Annotated in this window: 15 protein-coding genes; 5 read left to right on the forward strand and 10 right to left on the reverse strand. The window is 61.3% G+C overall.

From position 1 onward, the window contains the following. Positions 1 to 145 precede the first annotated feature (145 nt). Genes ACIPY2_RS06440 through ACIPY2_RS06450 form a run of 3 tightly spaced genes read left to right on the forward strand, consistent with a single transcriptional unit; the run spans position 146 to position 4,575 of the window. A complete protein-coding gene (locus ACIPY2_RS06440) occupies positions 146 to 487 on the forward strand; it encodes a hypothetical protein (protein WP_400265534.1) in 342 nt (113 codons plus the stop codon). Then, positions 484 to 4,047, forward strand: coding sequence for a MobF family relaxase (gene mobF / locus ACIPY2_RS06445; protein WP_400265535.1), 3,564 nt, complete (start codon positions 484 to 486; stop codon positions 4,045 to 4,047). Before ACIPY2_RS06440 ends, mobF begins: the two co-directional genes overlap by 4 nt. Positions 4,048 to 4,068: 21 nt before the next feature. Further along, positions 4,069 to 4,575 carry a hypothetical protein gene (locus ACIPY2_RS06450; RefSeq protein ID WP_400265536.1) on the forward strand — a complete coding sequence of 169 codons (507 nt, stop codon included), beginning with the start codon at positions 4,069 to 4,071 and terminating at the stop codon, positions 4,573 to 4,575. Positions 4,576 to 4,643: 68 nt separating this feature from the next. Here ACIPY2_RS06450 and ACIPY2_RS06455 read toward each other — a convergent pair whose 3' ends face one another. From ACIPY2_RS06455 to ACIPY2_RS06495, 9 genes are all read right to left on the reverse strand, one after another. Then, positions 4,644 to 4,925, reverse strand: a complete 282-nt coding sequence (locus ACIPY2_RS06455; RefSeq protein WP_223948729.1) for a hypothetical protein — start codon at positions 4,923 to 4,925, stop codon at positions 4,644 to 4,646. Between the two features lie 105 nt (positions 4,926 to 5,030). Beyond that, the gene (locus tag ACIPY2_RS06460; protein WP_400265537.1) at positions 5,031 to 5,537 is read right to left on the reverse strand and encodes a single-stranded DNA-binding protein; all 507 of its coding nucleotides are present in this window, start codon (positions 5,535 to 5,537) and stop codon (positions 5,031 to 5,033) included. Between the two features lie 53 nt (positions 5,538 to 5,590). Further along, the gene (locus ACIPY2_RS06465) at positions 5,591 to 6,736 is read right to left on the reverse strand and encodes an ArdC-like ssDNA-binding domain-containing protein (RefSeq protein ID WP_400265538.1); all 1,146 of its coding nucleotides are present in this window, start codon (positions 6,734 to 6,736) and stop codon (positions 5,591 to 5,593) included. A gap of 85 nt (positions 6,737 to 6,821) precedes the next feature. Beyond that, a complete protein-coding gene (locus ACIPY2_RS06470) occupies positions 6,822 to 7,322 on the reverse strand; it encodes a hypothetical protein (protein WP_400265539.1) in 501 nt (166 codons plus the stop codon). Next, positions 7,319 to 9,112: a type IV secretory system conjugative DNA transfer family protein gene (locus tag ACIPY2_RS06475; RefSeq protein ID WP_400265540.1), complete on the reverse strand. Its 1,794-nt coding sequence runs from the start codon at positions 9,110 to 9,112 to the stop codon at positions 7,319 to 7,321. Before ACIPY2_RS06475 ends, ACIPY2_RS06470 begins: the two co-directional genes overlap by 4 nt. Beyond that, positions 9,109 to 10,566, reverse strand: a complete 1,458-nt coding sequence (locus ACIPY2_RS06480; protein WP_400265541.1) for an ATP-binding protein — start codon at positions 10,564 to 10,566, stop codon at positions 9,109 to 9,111. Before ACIPY2_RS06480 ends, ACIPY2_RS06475 begins: the two co-directional genes overlap by 4 nt. Next, positions 10,563 to 12,041 carry an SCO6880 family protein gene (locus ACIPY2_RS06485; RefSeq protein ID WP_400265542.1) on the reverse strand — a complete coding sequence of 493 codons (1,479 nt, stop codon included), beginning with the start codon at positions 12,039 to 12,041 and terminating at the stop codon, positions 10,563 to 10,565. Before ACIPY2_RS06485 ends, ACIPY2_RS06480 begins: the two co-directional genes overlap by 4 nt. Next, on the reverse strand, positions 12,034 to 13,443 hold the full coding sequence (locus ACIPY2_RS06490; RefSeq protein WP_400265543.1) for a type IV secretion system protein: 1,410 nt from the start codon (positions 13,441 to 13,443) through the stop codon (positions 12,034 to 12,036). The genes ACIPY2_RS06485 and ACIPY2_RS06490 overlap by 8 nt, the downstream gene beginning before the upstream one ends. A gap of 6 nt (positions 13,444 to 13,449) precedes the next feature. After that, a complete protein-coding gene (locus tag ACIPY2_RS06495) occupies positions 13,450 to 13,749 on the reverse strand; it encodes a hypothetical protein (protein ID WP_056625817.1) in 300 nt (99 codons plus the stop codon). An 870-nt stretch (positions 13,750 to 14,619) separates the two neighbouring features. Between ACIPY2_RS06495 and ACIPY2_RS06500 the strand changes: the two genes are divergently transcribed. Beyond that, a complete protein-coding gene (locus tag ACIPY2_RS06500; protein ID WP_400265544.1) occupies positions 14,620 to 15,351 on the forward strand; it encodes a hypothetical protein in 732 nt (243 codons plus the stop codon). Positions 15,352 to 16,090: 739 nt separating this feature from the next. Beyond that, on the forward strand, positions 16,091 to 16,300 hold the full coding sequence (locus ACIPY2_RS06505) for a hypothetical protein (RefSeq protein ID WP_400265753.1): 210 nt from the start codon (positions 16,091 to 16,093) through the stop codon (positions 16,298 to 16,300). Between the two features lie 733 nt (positions 16,301 to 17,033). Here ACIPY2_RS06505 and ACIPY2_RS06510 read toward each other — a convergent pair. Then, entirely contained in the window at positions 17,034 to 19,085 is a 2,052-nt protein-coding gene (locus tag ACIPY2_RS06510; RefSeq protein ID WP_400265545.1) for an ATP-binding protein, read from the reverse strand. Between the last annotated feature and the right edge of the window lie 792 nt (positions 19,086 to 19,877).

Raw genomic sequence — 19,877 nt, forward strand, 5'->3', positions numbered from 1 at the left:
TAGACGCTGAATCAGCCAACGACGCTCATACTCGTGTAGTTCCAGGGCCTCACGCAGCTGTCACACCTCTGGCATCCAAGGTCCGGTGCTCCAAATTCGAGGCGTTCCGTCATGCACGGCGTCGATGACTTCACCATGAACGTTCGTGAACAAGAAGAATTCCGGAGCGACCGAAAGCACGAAGCAGGGTGCCTGCGAAGACCGCGTCGATCGCCTCACCACCGAACTGAGGTCCCAATCGACCGAACTCGAGCGCCTCCACGCCATCTACGACGAACTCGACACGCGGAACGGGCTCCTCCACAACGAAGTCCTCCGACTGAAACGGGCCCAGCGCACGAACGTCCAGGATCTCGCTCATGTGGCCGCAGCTCTCGTCCACATGTCGAAAGTGAAGGGCGTCGCCCTCGACCCAACCACTGTCGGCATCCTCCGCCGTCGAGGCTGGCTGCCCAGCAAGAGCAGAACCGGGGCGCTTCGTGCATGACCATGTCCATCGCCCGGCTGTCCGTGAAGTCCGGGCTGAAGTACCTCTTCAAATCGACAATGCTCGACGACGCGCGCCCCACGCCGGCGGACACCATCAGCTACTACATGGCCACCGGCACACCCCAAGGCCGCTGGATCGGTCGCGGACTCGACGGCATCAACCGAACCGCCGGACAGACAATAACGGAATCCGACGCAAGATCAATCTTTCAGGACGCCCAACACCCTGACACAGCAGCGCCCCTCGGCCGCGCTTACGGCGAAGCCACCATCACCCAAAAGAACCGCGGACAAACCACCACCAACCACGCCGTCGCCGGCTTCGACCTCGCCTTCAGCAACCCCAAGTCGGTCTCCGCACTCTGGGCCCTCAGCCCACGCCAACTTCAAGAGCAGATCCTCCAAACCCACCACGAAGCCGTCGACGCAACGCTCCGCTGGTTGGAGGACTTGGTCATCAACACTCGCGCTGGCCGAAACGGCATCGCTCACCTCGGAACACGGGGAGTCATCGCCGCCGCATTCGACCATTGGGAATCACGAGCCGGCGACCCGCAACTCCACACCCACGTCGTGATCGCTAACCGCGTCCAGCGCATCACCGACGGCGCCTGGACCACACTCGACTCGCGAAGCCTCTACAAGGCGGTGGTCGCGGCCAGCGAACACTACAACGGCCTGCTCTTCGACGCGCTGAAACAAAACCTCGGAACCGACACGGACATCCGCGCACCAGCCCAAAACACCCACAATCCTAGCCAACAACTGACCGGAATCGACGACGCCCTCATCCGCGAATTCTCCAACCGATCAAGACTCATCGACGTCGAGACAGACCGACTGGTCAACGAATGGATCGCCGAACACGGCACCCGCCCATCGGCAACCACCACCGTCAAGCTGCGGCAACAAGCGACCCTCTCCACAAGAAACCCAAAAGAAGCCACCCCCACTCCCCTGCGCGAGCTTTCCGCCACCTGGCGCGATCGCTCAAGAGCCAGGGGCTTCGACCCCGAACGAGTCGTCGCCTCCACCATCCGACGGTCCCACAACCGGCCATTCCGCATAGGCAACTTCGACCCTGACTGGATCGCCGCCGTCGGGCACGTCACCCGTCAGCGCGTCGCCGCAAAGCGGTCAACCTGGAACCGCTGGAACCTGATCGCGGAAGCAGAGCGCGTTTGCGCCGAGATCCGTTGCGCCTCACCGGAGGACCGTAACGCGATGATCGACGCCGTCGCCACGGCAGCGGAGCTCCAGTCGGTGCCCCTGAACGAATACCGCTACAGCCTCCCTACCGAGGTTGCCGACGATCTTCGTTTCGCGAACCGGAGCGTCTTCGATTTTCACGGATCGCGCCTCTACACGGACGAGGCGACTCTCGCTTTCGAGGACCAGATGCTTGCGGCAAGGAACGACGACGGCGGCCCGGCTGTCAGTGCAGATGTCGCCATGGCGTCACTTGCCTCGTACAGAAAGGATGGCTCGTCGGAGCTGCACGAAGACCAAAGGGCGGCGGCCGCCGAAATCCTGCTGAGCTCCCATCGACTGGACGCCATCGTTGGCCCGGCCGGCACGGGAAAGACCACAACCCTCGGCGCGATCAAAGCCGCTTGGGAATTGCAGTTCGGTGCAGGCAGCGTTGTCGGCTTGGCTCCGGCAGCTGCGAGCGCGGAGGTTCTTGGCTCGGAGTTGGCTTTGGTTGCCGAGAATGTCTCCAAGTGGCTCTACGAGTCTGTGGGTAGCGGAGCGGCGCAAAGGAGTTCGGCCTTCTTTGATGCGGAGTCTCAGCTAGCCTCACACGGGACGACGAACGCTACGAAGGCACTGATCGAGCAACGGATCACCCGGTTGGCGGCAGAGCAAACGCAATGGACCTTCAGGGCGAATCAGCTTGTGGTGGTCGACGAGGCGTCAATGGTTTCCACCCAGCAGCTTGCGGCCATCGTGGCACAAGCCCAACAGGCCCAGGCGAAGGTGCTGTTGGTCGGCGATCCGGCTCAGCTTGATTCCATCGACGCCGGCGGAGTGCTGGGTTGGCTCGATCGGCAAAGCAAAGCTGCAAGGTTGAGTTCAATTTGGCGATTCCAGCACCAGTGGGAGGCGTCCGCTTCCATGGGTCTCCGTGCAGGCGACTTTTCCGCCATAGCGGACTACGAGCATCACGGTCGGATCACTCACGGCACCTACTTAGACGTGATGGACCGCGCCTATGCCGCTTGGCACTCCGACGTCTTTTTAGGGCACGCTTCGGTCCTGATCGCTCCCGACAACGAGACGGTCAACATGCTCAACCAGCGGGCCCAAGCTGACAGGGTGATTCTGGGCGTCGCCGACGCAGAACAGACACTCATGCTGAGGGATGGGCTGCGGGCGGGTCGCGGCGACATCATCATTGCCCGTCGAAATGAACGATCCCTTGTAGACGGGCAGGGTGCATTCATCCGAAACGGGACACTCCTGGAAATACTCAGTGTCAACGTACGCCAACGATCACTACAAGCTCGGCGGACGGATACCGGAGCGATAGTCGAACTCGGCGCCTCATATCTGGAGTCATCGGTCGAACTTGGTTATGCCACCACTGCCCACCGGTCCCAAGGCATAACGGTGGACTCCGCCCACGTCGTCGTCACACCTGGCCGGCTCACCCGTGAACTCCTCTACGTCAGCATGACCCGGGGACGGCTCTCCAATATGGCCTATGTCAGTGAGAATGACCCCGACGAAGACGAAATCCTAGACCCAACCGCTCGATCCACCTGGCGGGCGATTCTCGGCGAAGTCCTGGCCGCGGAAGGTGCTGAGCGAACCGCCCACGAGGTCCGCGACCGTGAACGTTCCCACGCGGACAGCCTAGAGCGGCTGAGCCGCGAGTACGACTACCTGGCTCAACTAGCTGCGAGCGCGGATCTGGCAAGAACTCTCGAGCCACTCTTACCCGGCCTGGCTGACACACTGCGAGTCTCCCCCGCATGGGGAGCGGCAGTAGCTACATGGCGCCAGGCGACAAACACCAATAGCCCAGGGGCGCATCGCGTACTCTCCGAATCCCTTGCCGCAGGCGCCACGGCCGAGGACCTCACCGCGGTGATCCACTCACGCCTTCGTCGCTACTGCTCCGCGATGCCCCACACAACCATCGAGCCCATGACAGAACGGCTCGTCGTCGAACGTGACGACTTGAATGAGACTCTGGATCAAGTACGACGGCGGATTGGGAACCGCACGGAATATGTCGCCAGAGCTGCACTACTTGAGGAACCTGAATGGAAGACAGCCCTTGCCGCGGAGCTCGGGGTTCAAGTGGATTCGTACGCAATCGGGGCCCTGGTTCGCGAAGTTGCCCTCTACAGAGACCGTTGGGGTATCCACGACTCCCCTCTCCCTTTCGGTGCATCTCCCGCCGATTGGGAGTGGGAACAGCGATCGCAATGGGAACACCTCCAACGGGCAGTCCCAAGAGCGGCCCGGCCACTCCTCGAGGCTCCGGCCATCATCGACTTCAACGAAATGCAAATTCAGCGAAGCCTTATCAGTACGCGTTTGCAGCTTTAAACTGGGAACTGGAGAAAAGGCATGCCAGTAAATCCAGTACTCAAGCCGAAAGTTGCGACACCCACTCTGATCGTCATAAGCGCGGTGACACTGGCACTTGCTATCCCCCTGGCTGCGATGACTTTTTCGTTTCCCACTAACAGCTGGGCCCTGGCAGTAGTCGCGGCGGCAGGTCTCATCTTGTCCTTCGTCTGGTACAGACGAATCCACGCCAACCGCGCGTGGAAGACTTCGAGCCGCGAGCAATGGCAGGTACTGGAATCCTTGAAGAACACCGCCGTGACCACCACGGAGGTGACCGTCCTCAGCGTTGACTCGCCACAGCCAACGGGAGCCTGGATCACAATCCGCTGGAATCGTTTCGATTACATCCAGCCTGCATGGATCGAAGCGCTACCAGAGCCCATTTGGCCCGGGTCGGTGCTCCTCATTCGACCAGACCCTATTCAGGTGCGCCACGGCGCGCCGTGGCCCACGACCTACTCGATAGCAGCTGACCACGTCCTCACGTGGGCCCCGCAGCTCTGATCAATGGAAGCTGCCCGCAACCCTAAGGGCCCGTATGCGTTAGCTCCAGCACATAGGCAGGGTGCAGTTCAGAGCGGCCGCCCCCTCCACGACTCCTGGTCCACCCGCTTGATCTGCCCAGCCGGGAACCACTCCACGTGATAGACCCGCCGGTCATCCACCCACTCCACCAACCCAAACGACCTCGTGTACTTGATGGCCCGACCATAGATTTCGCCAACGCGGACCAACGGCTGCTTACCGAGGTCGAGCTCAATGATCTTGCCGTCGTCCGGTTTGGGGTGATTGTCGTCGGCCTCGATCTGAGCCATCATGCGTGCGAAAGCGATGGAGTCTTGCTTCGGTCTCATACAAACAAGATTAGAACATATATTCGAATGCGTAGATTCGGCCCTAGACAGGGAGCTGCCCACGTCACCAGCCTGGCGAGGTGGGCAGCGAGCTGTAGGAGCAGATCAGGCAGACATCTCACTCCCTGGCGTTCTGCCAAAAGGGGCCGCCACCACCGGGCTTTTCGTCGTCACGTTGTAAGCGGGCCAGCCGGTCGCGGTCGTAGCCTCCGGACCAGTTGCCTCTACCGTGGCTTCCGGTTCCGTGACGGCACGTGCAGAACGCTGGTAGGTGGCTGTCCCAAATCGGAGATCAGGACCAATGGTGTCAGCGATGATCCGCCGAGCCTCGCGGCGCTCGCCGTCCTTGTCGTATGACCGAAACTCCAGTTCGCCAGAGACGGTCACAGGATCCCCCTTCTTGAGTGATGTGGCCGCGTTCTCGGCCAGCATCCGGAAGGCTGACACGTTGTGGAAGACGGGCTCGCCGTCGCGCCAGGTGCCATCTGGATTCTGGATGCGCTGGTTCACGGCGACCCTAATCTTTGCGTGTGGTGTTCCGGACTCCCCTATCGTGAGCTCCGGGTCCGCCACAAGGTTTCCCGCGATGTTGATGGGAATTTTGGTGTTCATGGTCGGTTACCTTTCTTCGCCGACGGGCCTCTCCCATCGGACATCTGAACGGATCAGGGACCTGCCAACTCAGGACCAGGCATCGAAGCACCCGGACCGGGAACGCCAGCGTAGGAGGCAGGAGCCGTGACAGCAGGCGAAGCACTCACGGCCGCGAACTTCCCACCGAACCCAGGAGGATCCGAAACAGCAAGGATGCCTTTGGTTGCAGTCGTTACCCGCCCCAGCACGGACTTGGCGATGTCCACGCGCGACGTCGGAGCACGCCCCTCCTGCAGTTCCTTCTCGGTTCTGATGACCGCGTCGGCCCATCCAGCCAAATAAGTAGCGGATTGTGGCCCACGATCAATGCCATGAGCCCTGAGAACGGTGTAAGCAACCGATTCGGCCTCCACTTCAGCCAAGCCGCGGTGATTCGCGCTGCTGCCATAGAGCCGGCCAACACTGTCATCCGGACCGTGCAACAAGACGTGACCGAGTTCGTGGGCAAGGACGGCCACCCGCTCCTCGCTACTCATCCACAGGCCAATTTGGATCCGACGAGCATCGAAGTCTGTGTAGCCACTCGTGTAGCCGTATTGGACACCCGAGACCTCCACCCGGAAGCTGCGTTCCTTCGCAACATCACACAGGGAACGCCACAGGTCGTCCAAGCCTTCCCCGGATTCAACGCCTCCGCGCGGCACCAGGATCGGTGTTCCTTCCGTTTGTGTAACGTCAAAGACGGCCTGTCCCCGCCACCCGGTGACGACGTTCTTCTTGCCAAGACTGACCGCATCAACCGGAACCGCCTGAGTTACGGGCAGCAGCTTCCGCTGACCATCGGCCATTTTCAACTCCTGCATGGACGCGGTCCGCGGCGCGATCACCCAGAGCGCATGCTCGCCCCGCAGCACGGTCCGCCCATGACGCGCCCACTCTTTGTAGCCGGCAACGAGAGTCGGTTCCTCGGCACCACGCTGCGCCATCTGCGCCATCAGCAAGGCCACGTTGCCCCCTGAATAGCGCCACAAAGTGGCTGAGGCGTCGAGCAATACCTGCCATCGAGCTGGCGACTCAATAGCTTGCTCAAGGGCAGCGTGTAGTCCTTCGGTAAGACTCGCGATGCGCTCTTCAGGTGACATTCGAACGCTCGGCGGAAGGCCGACGTCGTCCGTCCCGCCAGGCAGGTGAGCATTCGATTCAGGTGCAGCGGCCACGACAGCCATCCTTCGTACTTCTGAGTCAGCCCTGAGAAGGGTTCACCTATCCATGTCCGGCCCGGGTCAGGACGCCATGACCTAATCAGGCCCCAAACTGATGAGCGCTCAATTTCCAGTCATCGAAAGCGGGCTCCGCGGGTACAACCCTGGTGACCGGCTCCTTATGGCTCTGCAGACCGACGCACCCTGCGGTTCTCGTGTGGGTTCGGAGACGCTCGACGGCGTGTGGGAGCCGTTCGTGGAAGGCCAACGGACCGAAGCCCGAATCATCGGGAGTGAAAGAAGCCATCTCCGCTCGCTGCAGTGCGTAGAGTTCGGCCACCAATTCGGAATGCCGCCACCAGCAATCGGGCACGACAGAGGTAGTCAGCTGGTAAGTGGCGACAAGCCATCGAACCCATTCAAAGAGGCTCTGCCACGCAACTTCGGCCTGTTCCGGTGACATGTCCCGCCACCGGCGAGTGACGCCAACCGTGCGGGGAGAGGGCTGAAACGACGAGCGAAACAGCTCAGCGGTCAGTTCGTCGTCAAGGTCGGAAACGCGGCCTACTTCGAAGTCAGAATCATCGGCCTGCGTGCTCATGATTCAGCTTCACTGTTCGATTCCTGCCGGGTCAGGTGACCGGCAGCCAACTCCCGCTCCGTCTCAACTTTCGAACGACCCAATTCAGCAGCGTCTTTGCGTTTGTGCCAGTCGCGCAGGTCAAGAAGTATGGGTCGAGTCCTTCGACCAAGCATAAGGGCGGTACCAACCGGAAGACGACGGATCTCGTCCAGGCGGATCACCGGAGTATCGCGGATCTGTTCGCCGTCCTGGCGCCCTTGAGCGGACCAGGACCGCGTGTTCATAATGAGGCTGCGCTCCCCCAGCAGACCTGCCAGCGAGCGCAGGTCACGCTCGTCAGACCCTCCGCCGAAGATGACCTTGATGATGGCTGAGTCCCAAATAGTCGCCGCTTCCTCTATCGACCATCCGCTACGTGCTTGGGATAAGGACTGAAGGACGACAAGAGTCGAGATGCCAATCCCTCCGCCGTCAGAGAGCACAACTGGAAGCCCGGGCCAGGGAGACAGATTGGCGATTTCATCCAGAATCAGAGACAACGGTGGATCCAGTCGTCCGCCGGCCGAAACAAAGGCCATCTCACGGGCTGCGTTGTCTATGTCGTCAATGAGCGCGGAAAGGTAGGGCCCTGCCGCTGCGGCCCCGGATCGGGTGCCGATCAGGTACAGCGTCCCTCGCTGCCTGATGAAGGCCTTTGGGTCGAACTCCTGGGCTTCGTCTTGCGGGTTCAGCGCCGCCAAGACTCGCGGCGAGGATAAGGGTGCGACAGCTGCCGAGACTCCGATCCAAGAGTTCGAGGTGTTGCGAGGATCGTCTTCCAATATTCCCATCAAGTCTGCCTGCCAGCCGAGGGCAGCTCCCGTGCGGCCGAGGACGTCCAATGCTTCGCGTGCCAGGACTGGGCTGGAGGACCAGCGGCGAAAAGCAGCAATACCCTCGCCCGACAGGGCCGCCGCATGGAGGAGACACTGTAAGACGATCAGCGAGCGCTTCTGCCACGCTGCATTCTCACCCTTCATCTCAGTGTCTGCTGTAATCACTAGGGCTCGACGGGTTGCGATATCTGGATCGCCACACCCACGGACAGGCGACCATCGAAGCGTGGACGGCAGTCCGGACATGCCTTGCGGATCGAAGACAGTCACAGGTCGCCCATCGCTCATCCGGGCGCGCATGGTCACGACTAGGTTGTCGGCACGCGTTGACGTCGTGACCACGGCCCCTGGCGCATCGAGAATCGCATTGATGACCACGTACAGGCCCTTGCCCGACCGAGGCGCGCCCTGGATAACCATCGACTCCTCCGTCGAGACATGGATGGTCACACCCCGCGAGCGCCCGAGCGTCCACGAGACGTCTTGGATACTCGGTCGACTAAGCCCGGGACGCGTGTGCAGACCGCGACGTCGAACGGCTCGGGAGCCAAAGTCGCGAACAATCTCCGTCCTTCCAGCCACGCCGTCCCTGCTCAGGATGTCTTGCCGGAGCCACGCACCGGATTGTTTCCACATCCTCCAGCCGAGCACTCCCCCAACGGCGAGCGCCGCGATCAACGCAAGCACACCGCCCACGATCCACCACACCGAAGCCAGGTTCGGCGCACAATCCCGCGAGATCCAGTCCGCGCGGCCAACCACCAGCCCGACGCCGGCCACCGGATTGAAGAACGACGGCGACCTGCCGCCACACTGCCGAGGCGTCACCACAGAGGCAGCGGCCTGGACGAGAAAGCAAAAGACCACATAGCCGGCAATCCCCCACAGACCTACCGAGACCATCGGGGTGGAATTGCCCGCTCGCGTTCTCACAGGTGCATCCGATCATCGGTTCCGAAGACCTCGAGCTCGTCGGTCGTCACTCTGTTCGCGACGATGAACGAGCGGTTCCCCACCTTCCAGAGCCCGACGCCCTTGGGCAGGTTCTCAACGTGGTCGCACTCAGCTTCCGTGAGGCCGAGCGCCTCCTTCGTCAGCCGCATGGCGTCGTGCTTCTGGCGGTAGATGATGCGAGTGTCCGCCTCGGTCAGCAACCCAAGCGCTTTCTGCCTATGGCCGCTGGTGCTGTCGCCGATCTCGTTGAGGTCGGCGACCTTGTGCATGATCAGCAGGTTGGCGATCCCGTAGGTGCGCGCGAGCCGCCACTGCTCGCTCATCTTCACCAACATGTACGGATCGGCCAGCATACGCCAACCCTCGTCGTACACCACAAGCCGCTTACCGCCGTCGGGATTTGTCACCGCGGCCTCAAGCCAGGTCGCGCTGCAAGCGGCAGCCAAGGACAGTGCCTGTTCAGAGGCGCCGATTAGCGCCGACGTATCCATGACCATCATTGGCGCGTCTGCATCGAAGGCCACGGTGGACGGCGCATCGAACATACCTTCCAAGTCGCCGGATACGGTCCTTCGCAGGGAATGGCTGACCGCGACGCCGCCATCCCTACCGACCAAAGCCAAAGTTTCCGGCGACGGGTTGAGCAAGTGATCCAGCACCATGGGGAGCGTCGGCGTCGAGTTCTCCGCGGTCGTTTCCATCAACGCCATATCCAAAGCCGTATGTTCAACGGGATGCAGCGGGGTGCCCTGACGCATGAGTGACACGAGAGCCACGAGCAGTTGCCGGCGCCGCTGCCGCACGACGGCCTTCCACTGTGTGTCCGTCAGCAGGCTCGGCCTCGGTCCAGCATCGAGTGGGTTCACACGCGCCGCTCGACCCGGGCCAACAGAAATGACCTTGCCGCCGACCGCATTGGCAACGGAAACCCACTCGCCCTTTGGATCGGAGGCAACGGCCGCCTTCCTACCCAGGGTTATGGACCTTGCAACCAGCGATTTGCCGCACATCGACTTTCCAGTTCCCACCGTGCCGATGACGACGATCGACGGGCCGCTGATGATCCCTTTGTCGTAAAGGATCCATGGATCATAGGAGAAAGCACCGGAGCCGAAGACATCCGTTCCAATATAGGTTCCTTCATGGCCCAGACCGGACTCCGTGATGAACGGGTACGCAGCGGCGAACGTCATGGTCGACGCGCGGTGCGGCGCGGGTCGCAGCCGATGGGGACCCCACAAGGAACTGGCTTCCCGGCTCCCCCAGTCACCGCGAAGGCGCTCGCGATCTGGTTGTTCGGCGGCCTTGTCTTCGTCTTTCTGGAAGAGCTTTCTCTTAGGTTGAGCCGCCGCTGCCGCTGCCCGTTTGGCATCCTTCCGCTCCGAGCGAGTGCCCGACGGCGTATAAGTCACCTCTTGGTTCTTGAGGCTCATCGCAAACCTCGCCCCAAAGGAAGGCCGCCAGCAATGAACGCTGCCCATTGCTGGCCCGCGAGCAATCGCAATTCGACGAACGCACCGGCGGCCGCAGACTCGAGTTCATGTCGATAGCGGGCCAGGTCTTCCAAAGATTCGGCGGTGATGGTGACGAAAGCCGTAGGCCGAACGTCACCGTGTCCCGCGACGATCTCTTCTTCCCGCTGGGAAACTTCTTCTTCCTCCGCACGTTGTTCGCGCGTTGTGGGTCGATCGAAACGCGCGTTGATCCGCCGTCGTGTTTCGTGTGCCTCCTGTGCGGAGCGAATGTCGCGCAGAGCTTCGATCGTCGGCACGGTCCTGATCACTTGCGTAACCGTGTGCCTGAAGTCGCCGACGTAGACGAGCGGATGCAGGAAGCCCGGGTAGACCTTCTGGCGCGGCCATTCCGCTACCCAGAAGGTCTGGTGGAACCCGGAGTCGCTTCGAAGGAACGACCAGTGCTCTTCGACCGCCATCGGACCGGAACTGTGACGAGGTGGCTGCATCTCGTCTCTGGTCTGACGCTCCGGCTTGGAGGATCCGCGCTCGAGGGTCTCAGGATCAAATGCTCCGCGTAGGACGCCAAGCAGCTTCGACTCAGACAACCATTCATCAACCTTGACGCCGTGGGTAGCCAACGACGTCGTGATCGCGGCAACCTCAAGACGCAGCAAGCGTTCGAGCCCGTTCTTCCCGCCGCCCGATTCCTTGATCCGTCGGCGCGACTTCGATGTGTCCACCACGAGCGACAGCAGCACATCGTGACTCATCGCCGACCCGGCCGCAGAGATAAGATCCTGGTACGCAATTTGCCCCCATGAGCTGCGCTCGCCGTCTGCAACGGTGACAGTCCGATCGTAGAAACCCTGAAGCGCTGACGACGGGTACGGCACGGTGTAGTCCTGGACCGCAATGCGTGCGATGTCAGATCGTTGGGCCAGCCCCGCTTGCACCCTGGACCACGCCTGTGCAGCCCAGGCTTTGTCATCGTCGTCGAGCAGAGCAAACGATCGAGTACTGCAACGGAGCACGACGATGGCTTCCTTGCCCGGGGCGTCGAGGACCACGCATTCCCCACAGGAAAGCGGCTGGACTTTGAGGTTACCCAGGCCCCCAGGCAGCGCAAGCTTTCCTGCTTTGACAGGGCGCTCTGGGCGAGCCAGGTAGCGAGTTTGCCCTAGAACACTCCGTACGAAGAACAGGACGATGAGGCTGCCCCAAATCGGATACGGAATCCGCGAGTACTGCAGCACTCCGACCAGCACCAATGAAATCCACATCGGGGCGGTGACTACGAGGCCGCCGGGACCGCCCGCCGCTGAGGCAATTATCGCTACAAGAACGCCGGTGGCCACCAGCGCGAGCTGATACCACTTCAACCCCATGAAGATTCCACGACGTTCGTACCTGGGAAATTTGACGGGTTCCAGTGCCCGCGATTCATCACTCATTGGACTTGTCCGGTAGTAGAGGCCTGTAAGTGTCCTTGTGCTTGATTGGCGGCAGTTCAGTCGCCGGCAAGGCTGCGTTTGGAGTCCTCACTTCGGGCGCCCGTGGGGTTGGGCGTTGACCGGCGAATGGTGATTTGCCTGTGCCGCCGGAAGTGCGGTTCGTGGGTGCCGAGGGTGTGGAGCCACTTGAGTCAGTGACCACCTGTCCCCTAACGACTGAGGTGCTGGAGTCGGAACGGCCCGACGGAGACCCCTCCAGAAGGGCGACGTCGCCGCCCGAGCGGTGTACCGGCGTCGTGCTTGAAAGACTCCGCGGCAGCGACACGGATGGCGGAAGGGCTCTAGTGGGGATGTCCCGACGGCTCGACGGAACTGGCCGAGAGATTGCGGAACGGGCCATCATGGATGCGATCGTTAGTCGCCCGCCGAGTTGCCGACTGAGTTGTCGCGAGGCAACGCTGTTGCTCCTCGACAGAACGTGACCGCCGCCCGCGGTTTGAGCAGCTGCGGCCAGTTCCCCACCAGCGAAGCTGACGAGACGAAGCGCCATCAATGGTGCTCCACAGGCCAGGACCATCCCGACCGTTCCGGCGGCCAGCCCAGCAAAGGACTTCGAATCGGCAAACAGCTTGATGGCGGTTGCCAGGACAGTCGCAGCCAGAGGTTTTGCAAGGAGAAGGGCGACGACGATTTCACACCAGCGCCCGGCCCACACCTTGGATTTCTCCCAGGGAAGCATCATGAGGGCGACGGGCGCCACTGCGGCAAGGACAGCCAGCGCGAACGTCCGGAAAATCATCGAGCACATGAGGACGAACGCCAAGATCCACACCACGATGACAGCCATGACCGTGACAATGGCTCCGCCTACGGCACCGCCCTGGTTGCCGGGCGCGAGGGAGACAACGTTCCATTCTCGGTCGGAACCAGCCGTTGCTCGTTCGAAGCCGAACAGGCGCATGAACACGACGTAGGGGTCGGTGCCGATCGATTCGAGGAGCGCTGCCGAGGCCTGGTCGCTGGCCCGGGTGAGCTGACGGACAACGTACACGGCCACAGCCACGAGCGGCACCGCGGCCGCTCCCCCGATCAGAGCCCTTAGGAGTCTGCGCGGTTGCTGACTGAGCAGTCCAGACAGGAGCTGGATGATCATCACCACTACGAGCGGTGTCATCATGACGATGACCCACCAATTGGTTAGTCCCCCGATTGCGGTCCACTGGGAGTCGTCGACTTCCGACACGGTGAACGCGCCCGTAATGAAGCCCCACATCCAAGATGCAATGTTCTGAAGGACGTTGGCGAAGATGGATGTGATGGAGCCTTGGATGCCGTCGTTCGCTTGGGAAACGAGGCCGCATCCTGGTGGCCACCAGCCATTGAGGTCGCAGTCGACTGGCATGGCTGCTCAGAAGCCCAGCGGGAATGCCGTCTGCGACCAGAGGATGTAGCCGTTGATCCCTCCGAGAATGGCCGCAACCGGGCCAGTCCACAACAGGATCACGCCACCGCCGGAGGCGAGCCGCGAGGACTGGCTCAGCTTGCCGGCCAATAGCATCGCGGCTCCGATGATCGCCACGATGGCGATGACGATGAAGGCGCCGACGAGGATGCCCCCGCCGATCTGCTTCAACGACTCAAGAAAAGGGAAATTCGCGTTTGGTGTGATCCCAGGATCCACCGCTGCCAGAAACATCTGGTGCTCCATCCAGTCGTCTTCCTATGGGATGAGCTGGTTAGGCTCACGACTTCATGGACCTTCCGCGGCGGAGCAACATGACGACCCGTCACTTCCACGCCGATCCAGTGGCAATGGGTTCAAATCCCACCGTCACCGCCAATGAGAAAGGCTCTGTTTCCCCGTTTTTATGAGGGAGGCAGGGCCTTTTGCTTTACTCGGATCAGGAGCTTGCCCTCATTTTGCCCACACTTGACTGTGAAACGGCGTTATCCAGGGCGTCAGAAACAGAAATAAAATCGCCGTCAAACAGGTCCGCGTACACGTCCAGAGTCATTGCAGCGGAGCTGCGACCGAGCAAACTTAGATGGTGCCCGCTCCCACCAGGAGACACCAAGTCCTCGCGCCCCTTACCCTCACTGGACTGCTAATTGCGCGGCCAAGAACCGCGGGAAGGGCACAGCCCTCCGCTTGTGATTCTTAGGCGTCCCCACCTCGGTCACAGAATCAACCTGCACTGCATTTTCCGGGGTCAGAAAACGCCGCCTAAGCATGTCTAAGTGCTTTACCCGTAGCCCCGTAGCTTCACCCCATCGTTGGCCGCAATAAGCCTTCGTGAGGACCAACACCGGGTACTTGCTAGCGTCGGCTAGCAAGTCGACTTGCTCATGGTTGAGGTAGACGTGCGCTTTCTTGACCTTCCGCCGCAATGTCACTCCCCTCGCCGGATTGCTCAGGGCTCCGCGATCCGCTACAGCATCATCGAGTATCGCAGCCAAGACCCCATACGCGCGAATGACCAAAGCGCGCGATTCTAAATAACTGCACACCTAGTTGCATCATGACTGATTTAGTCGCTCCGTCCAGCACAGCCAGGTTTCACCGCGGTACTATCCACCAATGACTCTCGAAAACGGTGAACAATCGCTTGTATCCCAACAACCTATCCAAGACAGGATCGAGGAGGGCACCAAGGTCTTTGGCGCGGCTGTCCTTTCGGCTGTACCCCTAGTGGGGGGCTCATTGGCAAGCGCATTCACAGGTTCCTTGGCAATAACCGATCGGCATACGCAGGAAAGGTGGCTCGGCCTTCTAGCCCAGCGTGTTGACGAACTTTCGCGGCGTTCCTCCCTGGAGTGGGAGGAAATCGTTGGTGATGCGAAATTCGCGTCTGCTGTCGTGAAAGCCCTGAGGATAGCTAGAGAAACTACCAACGAGCAAAAGCATAATCTTTTGGTGAACGCTGCGTGCAATAGCGGATCTTGGGCCGGGGATGCAGAGGCTGTTACAACTTTCTTCACTCGTCTCCTTGAACGGTACGAACCCGAACATGTTCTCGTTCTGAGAGCGTGCCATGATCCAAACGATTTCTTAGTTACACATTCTGAAAACGTGGGAAACGGACAGCTCCACTGGATATTTGCGAACATCATTTACAAAGGCACGGTGGAGTGGGAGCCACTAGCAAGGGTTGTACTACAGGACCTTCACCAGGACGGCCTGATAACTGACTCAGTCGGGCTTGGATATGACCTGAATGATGCGCCTCATCGCTTGAGTACACCTTTCGCCGCTAGCTTCTTGAGGTTCTGCTCGGAACCGTTTGCGCGGGGTACTGATGACAAAACCTAGAGAGATTGGCTTTTCTCACTCCCGATTCGGCCGAGAATATTTGCCATGCCCTCACCTATGCTTATGCATCACTTAGGCTTGGGGCCTTCTGCTTTTTAGGAGGCGTTGTGCATGAACTCATCATGCAAGCCATGGATTAGGCGCGCAATAGCGTCTCTAGATGCCTGATCGGCACCGTCACCAAGGGGGCCTAACCTGCACGCGGTGCTTATAGCTCAGTGAGACTTTGGCGTGAGCTTCGTTACGCCAGTCATTATCAAAGTCAGGCGGAGCCCTCAGAAGTTCGAGCCCTTGGATATACAAGACGCGAATACCTAGTCCAGCGGCCGCAGCCGCGGGTTTCTGGAGGGAGGCATATCGCAGCCATGGCGCGCATAGAGGGTTTGGCATGCTCTTCGGCGTTGGCCTGTAACCTGCCAAGGGACCACGTCGTGTCCGGTCGATCGGAAATGGCGGAGATTGCTGCTCAGCGGGCGGCTCTCCCCGCCCGCTGAGCAATGATCGGAGCGCTGGATCCCTAGGACTCCGCGGACCTCCAAGTAAGGAAGCACCCCGTGGAAGACCGACCACGGGGTGCTCCGTGCACAATGAATGTGAGGCCTACTGAGCGCAGACGGCACCGAACGCATTGAGGAGTGCGTGGCCCGCGTCCGAGTCGTCGCGCACGTACCGGCACCAGCAGCCGCTGGTACCAGGCCGCGCGCTTCGGGAGAAGCGCGGCCATGTCTCAGTGGGCGGCGTGGATAAGGACGTCGACTTCGCGTTCCTCGCCGACGACGCCGTCATCGAAGAGGTCGACGCGGGCTACAGGGCCAAGTACCGCAACAGCCCCTACCTTCAGCCCATCTTCGGCATTGGCCCCCACGCGGCGGCGGTGCGGCTGGTGCCCAGGGTTGAGGACAGGCGGGAAGAACGCCGGGAGGATCCACTTGGTCGACACAGGCACTGAATTGGACTCGCAGCACTACAATCGCGCCGACTAGCGTGGACGATCGGGCCCGGGGTGGAATCGGTCCCGTCACATAATCTGCGCACACGAATCGGAAGCGCTCGAGCCCGCCATTGCCAGCGCCGACCTTTGACGACAGCAGCAAAGGAAGCGACATGACAAATAGCGACTTCTATCAGATCTCCCCGCTCGGGGGCAGAACGACGCATATGCCCAACACTTCATCGGGCAGAGCTACCTCGCCCCGCTCACGACCGCAGAGAACGTTACCGTCGGAAACGTGACCTTCTAGCCGGGCTGCCGCAACAGTTGGCACATCCACCGTGGCACCGGCGGATGCGGCGACCCGTTCCTGCTGTGCACCGCGGGAGCGGTTGTACCAGGCCGAAGGCCAAGAGCCCGTCAGCCTCGAACCGGGAACGGTAATCCGGATCCCGGCCGGCACCAAGCACTGGTTGTCGCGAAAGCCGACTCGTGGTTCTCCCACCTGCACTCATCACGCCCGGCGAAGGCGTCCGCAACGAATGTCTTGAGCCCGTCACCGACGAGGATTACGACGAACTACCGGAGAACGGAGAAACGCATGACCATCCTCCATGGGACCTGGCCTGGAGGCTGATGCAACCACACGACGCAAAGTTAGGACCGGACTCAAATCTGCAGGCCCTCTCAAGGTTCCTTCAAGTAAGGCAGCCGCCCCATTCAGCTCGAAAAGCATGTCGCTGATCGTCGCCTAGCTCGACGGCAGGCCGAGCCTATCGAAGAACGCCCTGTTCCGCTCTGTGGCAGCATTGACGAGACCGTCAAAGCTTATGACTTCAAGGTAAGCCTTGTAGGGCTCGATGTAGCCGAAGTACCCGAGCCCGTCATGTGTCTTGGTCAAGCCCGACAGCTTGCACATGCGCTCCATCGTCGGCGTCAGGTCCGCGATGACGTAGCAGAAAGCCGGCGGCTCCTGCGCGCTCGACGGGATCGGTCGCCCGGTTGCAGTCGCAGCCTTGCCCTCACGGACGCGCGCGACGTAGTCAAGGCACTGTGCGATGGGGTTCTTATCTTCCGCCGTCGCATCATTGCGCATGGGTCGCTTGAGCTCGACGACAACGATCGACTGCAGCGGCAGCTTCTGCCCTTCGGACGCGAGCACGGGCAAGTCCGGCTCGAGCACGCGGGTTGCCAGAATGTCTGGTCTGTTCGTCGAGGCATCGTCCGTGATGGGCATATTCTTGAGCGTCTTGTCGGACGCAAGATAGTCGTGGAAGACGAGTCGCTCGTCGAGGATCCAGAGGTTTGACGCGTCGACCCCGACCTCGTTCGAGTCCTGCCGCATCGGGAAGAGCAGCTCATGTATACGGTCCTCGCGGGCGTACTTACCGTTGACGTCCGACTCGATGAGTTTCGCGAGGATGTCGAGGGTCGTTCGTCGTCGGGCGACGTAGTTCGCCAGGTCGGACTGGTTGAACTCCTTCACCGTCTCGAGGTACTTGGCTAGGCGCTCGTCGTAGTCTTCGGGCTTATCACCGCTCGAAGCCGCGAATACGGCCTGGCCCTCTGCCAGCAAATCGGTTTCGATCCTCTGGGCATGCTTGTGCAGCTCCATCTCCAGGTCGGCGTCCTTCGTCGACGGGTCCACGACGATCCCGGCTGATTCGATGCGCTTCATGAGCGGGCGGTACTTGGGACCCTTGGTGCTCACGTAATGGTGGATCCGCTCCTTGCTTGCGACCCGTGCCGATGCCAGAGGCCCAGCCAGCGCCTTCGAGACCGCCTGCAGGACGCCTGTACGGATGTCATTAAGCGTCGGCTCGTCGATCAGGGCGTCGCCCGCCATTCGTTCCGGCAGGTCGAAGTCCGTGCGGTCGGCCCTAACGTGGTCGTTGAGGTAGGTCGAGGACAAGTAGCAGACGTAGGTGAACTCGTTTGAGGTGCCGTCTTGCATGCGCGCGTAGAGGCCCGGCAGCTTCCCGGCGATGCTCTCGACTTTCACGACCCGGTTCGCGGCGCACCAGTGCAGGCGCGGCGTCGCGTTGCGGGCAGACGTCTTGAGGCGGAGGTTGAGCATCTCGAACTTCTGGCCCTTTACCTCGAACGACGCTGCAGTTTCGGAGTGCCCAAGCTCTTCGACAAAGTCCTTGAGCGAGAACGTCTCATCGCCGTCAGACACGAACACGTCGGGAGCGCCACCGTCGCGGAGAAAGTACCAGATGCAGTGCTCGAAGATTTCGCGCGCGATGGCCTCAACCGTCTTCGCCGCGCTCTGCTGGTACGGCTTCTTGAAGCCGTCGAGACACACAGAGCTACCGGCATCGGTCAGTCCATCGGGCGCGTCGTCGCGCACAACGTCCTGACGGACCGAGAACCTGAACTGACGTCCCGCAAGAGTCCCACCCTCGTAGTAGGCGCTGCGCACCTCGACGCGGTCGAACGCCACAAGCCAGAGGAGTCGGCCCACGCCGCGGCAGCCGATACCGGCTTTGTAGTCGCTGTCGAGCGTCTCGAAGGACGCCATATTGTCGGGCGTGAACCCGATGCCGTTGTCCTCTACGGTGAAGCCGGTGATGATCTTGAGCGGTGCGCGGCCAGAAGAGCCCGCGCCAAGGTCGAACGCGTCCTGCCGCTCCCGGTGGATCCGGACGGTGAGACGCCCTCGGCCAGCAGCATCGTCGGGGAACCGCGCGTCGATCGCCTGGATACTGTTAACGACCGCCTCGTGGAGCGGGAGAAGCGCATGGGTCTTCGGCAGTGTCGTGTTCCGCACCCGCCCTGCCAGCGAGGTCTTCAGCGCCATAGTCGCTCCTCCGTTCGTTCGATGTTATGGACAGTAGCAGCGACCACTGACGTTGAGCCTGGTAAAGCCTCGTTGCGACAGCCGTGCAGCGAGATCCTCTGGACCAGCCTATGTCGGCGCGCAGGGGGGCAAAATGAAAAGCTGAAGTACGCCAAGGGGGCGGCGACGGCCAAAGCCGAACACGTCATCCACACCGAGCCACGGTGCTTCACCAGAAACGGAGAGTAAGGCGAAGCCCAACAGGGTCTACCCGGTCAGACAGGTCAGCACAGGCCCCGAGACCGTCCAAAAAGGTCGGGATTGGAGGGCCTTCGACACAAACGATGAGGAAGTCTGCGCATGAATGGACACCAAGTGGTCGGGTACTTGCTCGTCAGCGCGGTTGACCAGAACGAGGCGCGGCAGGTCGAGGCTATCGGAGAGGTTGACCGGCCGTTTCATGCTCACGATCCTCGCCGCGGTCGTAGCTAGAGCGGGCAACGGTCAAGGAACGCCTGGCGAAGGCATCGCCATGCCAGGTGAAGGGGGTGTGCCGGCGGAGCGGAGAACTCACCGACGGCCGAATCTTCACCGCGCGCGAACTGATGCCCGCGGTGTCCCCAGGTCGCGGTGGCTCGGGCGCTCGGCGTCAGTCGGCAGACCCTGTACAGCGCTTTGAACGGCCAGGGCGCTACGAATCAATTTCTCCTACCGCCGCACGCCGGCAGGATTCTGAGGTGACGTAGACTCAGACCATCGTGATCAGCCGGTCGCCGTCCCGCGCGGGCTGATTTCCTTTGCCACTGAAGGCTC

Origin of the sequence: Paenarthrobacter sp. NPDC089675 (assembly GCF_044749185.1) — a bacterium.
GTDB lineage: Bacteria > Actinomycetota > Actinomycetes > Actinomycetales > Micrococcaceae > Arthrobacter.

Bases quoted from the DNA above. Each gene is read 5' to 3' on its own strand.
- ACIPY2_RS06450 (WP_400265536.1), top strand. From the start codon at position 4,069: ATGCCAGTAAATCCAGTACTCAAGCCGAAAGTTGCGACACCCACTCTG.
- ACIPY2_RS06460 (WP_400265537.1), bottom strand. From the start codon at position 5,537: ATGAACACCAAAATTCCCATCAACATCGCGGGAAACCTTGTGGCGGAC.
- ACIPY2_RS06490 (WP_400265543.1), bottom strand. From the start codon at position 13,443: ATGCCAGTCGACTGCGACCTCAATGGCTGGTGGCCACCAGGATGCGGC.
- ACIPY2_RS06500 (WP_400265544.1), top strand. From the start codon at position 14,620: ATGACTCTCGAAAACGGTGAACAATCGCTTGTATCCCAACAACCTATC.
- ACIPY2_RS06480 (WP_400265541.1), bottom strand. From the start codon at position 10,566: ATGAGCCTCAAGAACCAAGAGGTGACTTATACGCCGTCGGGCACTCGC.
- ACIPY2_RS06470 (WP_400265539.1), bottom strand. From the start codon at position 7,322: ATGAGCACGCAGGCCGATGATTCTGACTTCGAAGTAGGCCGCGTTTCC.
- ACIPY2_RS06485 (WP_400265542.1), bottom strand. From the start codon at position 12,041: ATGAGTGATGAATCGCGGGCACTGGAACCCGTCAAATTTCCCAGGTAC.
- ACIPY2_RS06495 (WP_056625817.1), bottom strand. From the start codon at position 13,749: ATGGAGCACCAGATGTTTCTGGCAGCGGTGGATCCTGGGATCACACCA.
- mobF (WP_400265535.1), top strand. From the start codon at position 484: ATGACCATGTCCATCGCCCGGCTGTCCGTGAAGTCCGGGCTGAAGTAC.
- ACIPY2_RS06455 (WP_223948729.1), bottom strand. From the start codon at position 4,925: ATGAGACCGAAGCAAGACTCCATCGCTTTCGCACGCATGATGGCTCAG.
- ACIPY2_RS06510 (WP_400265545.1), bottom strand. From the start codon at position 19,085: ATGGCGCTGAAGACCTCGCTGGCAGGGCGGGTGCGGAACACGACACTG.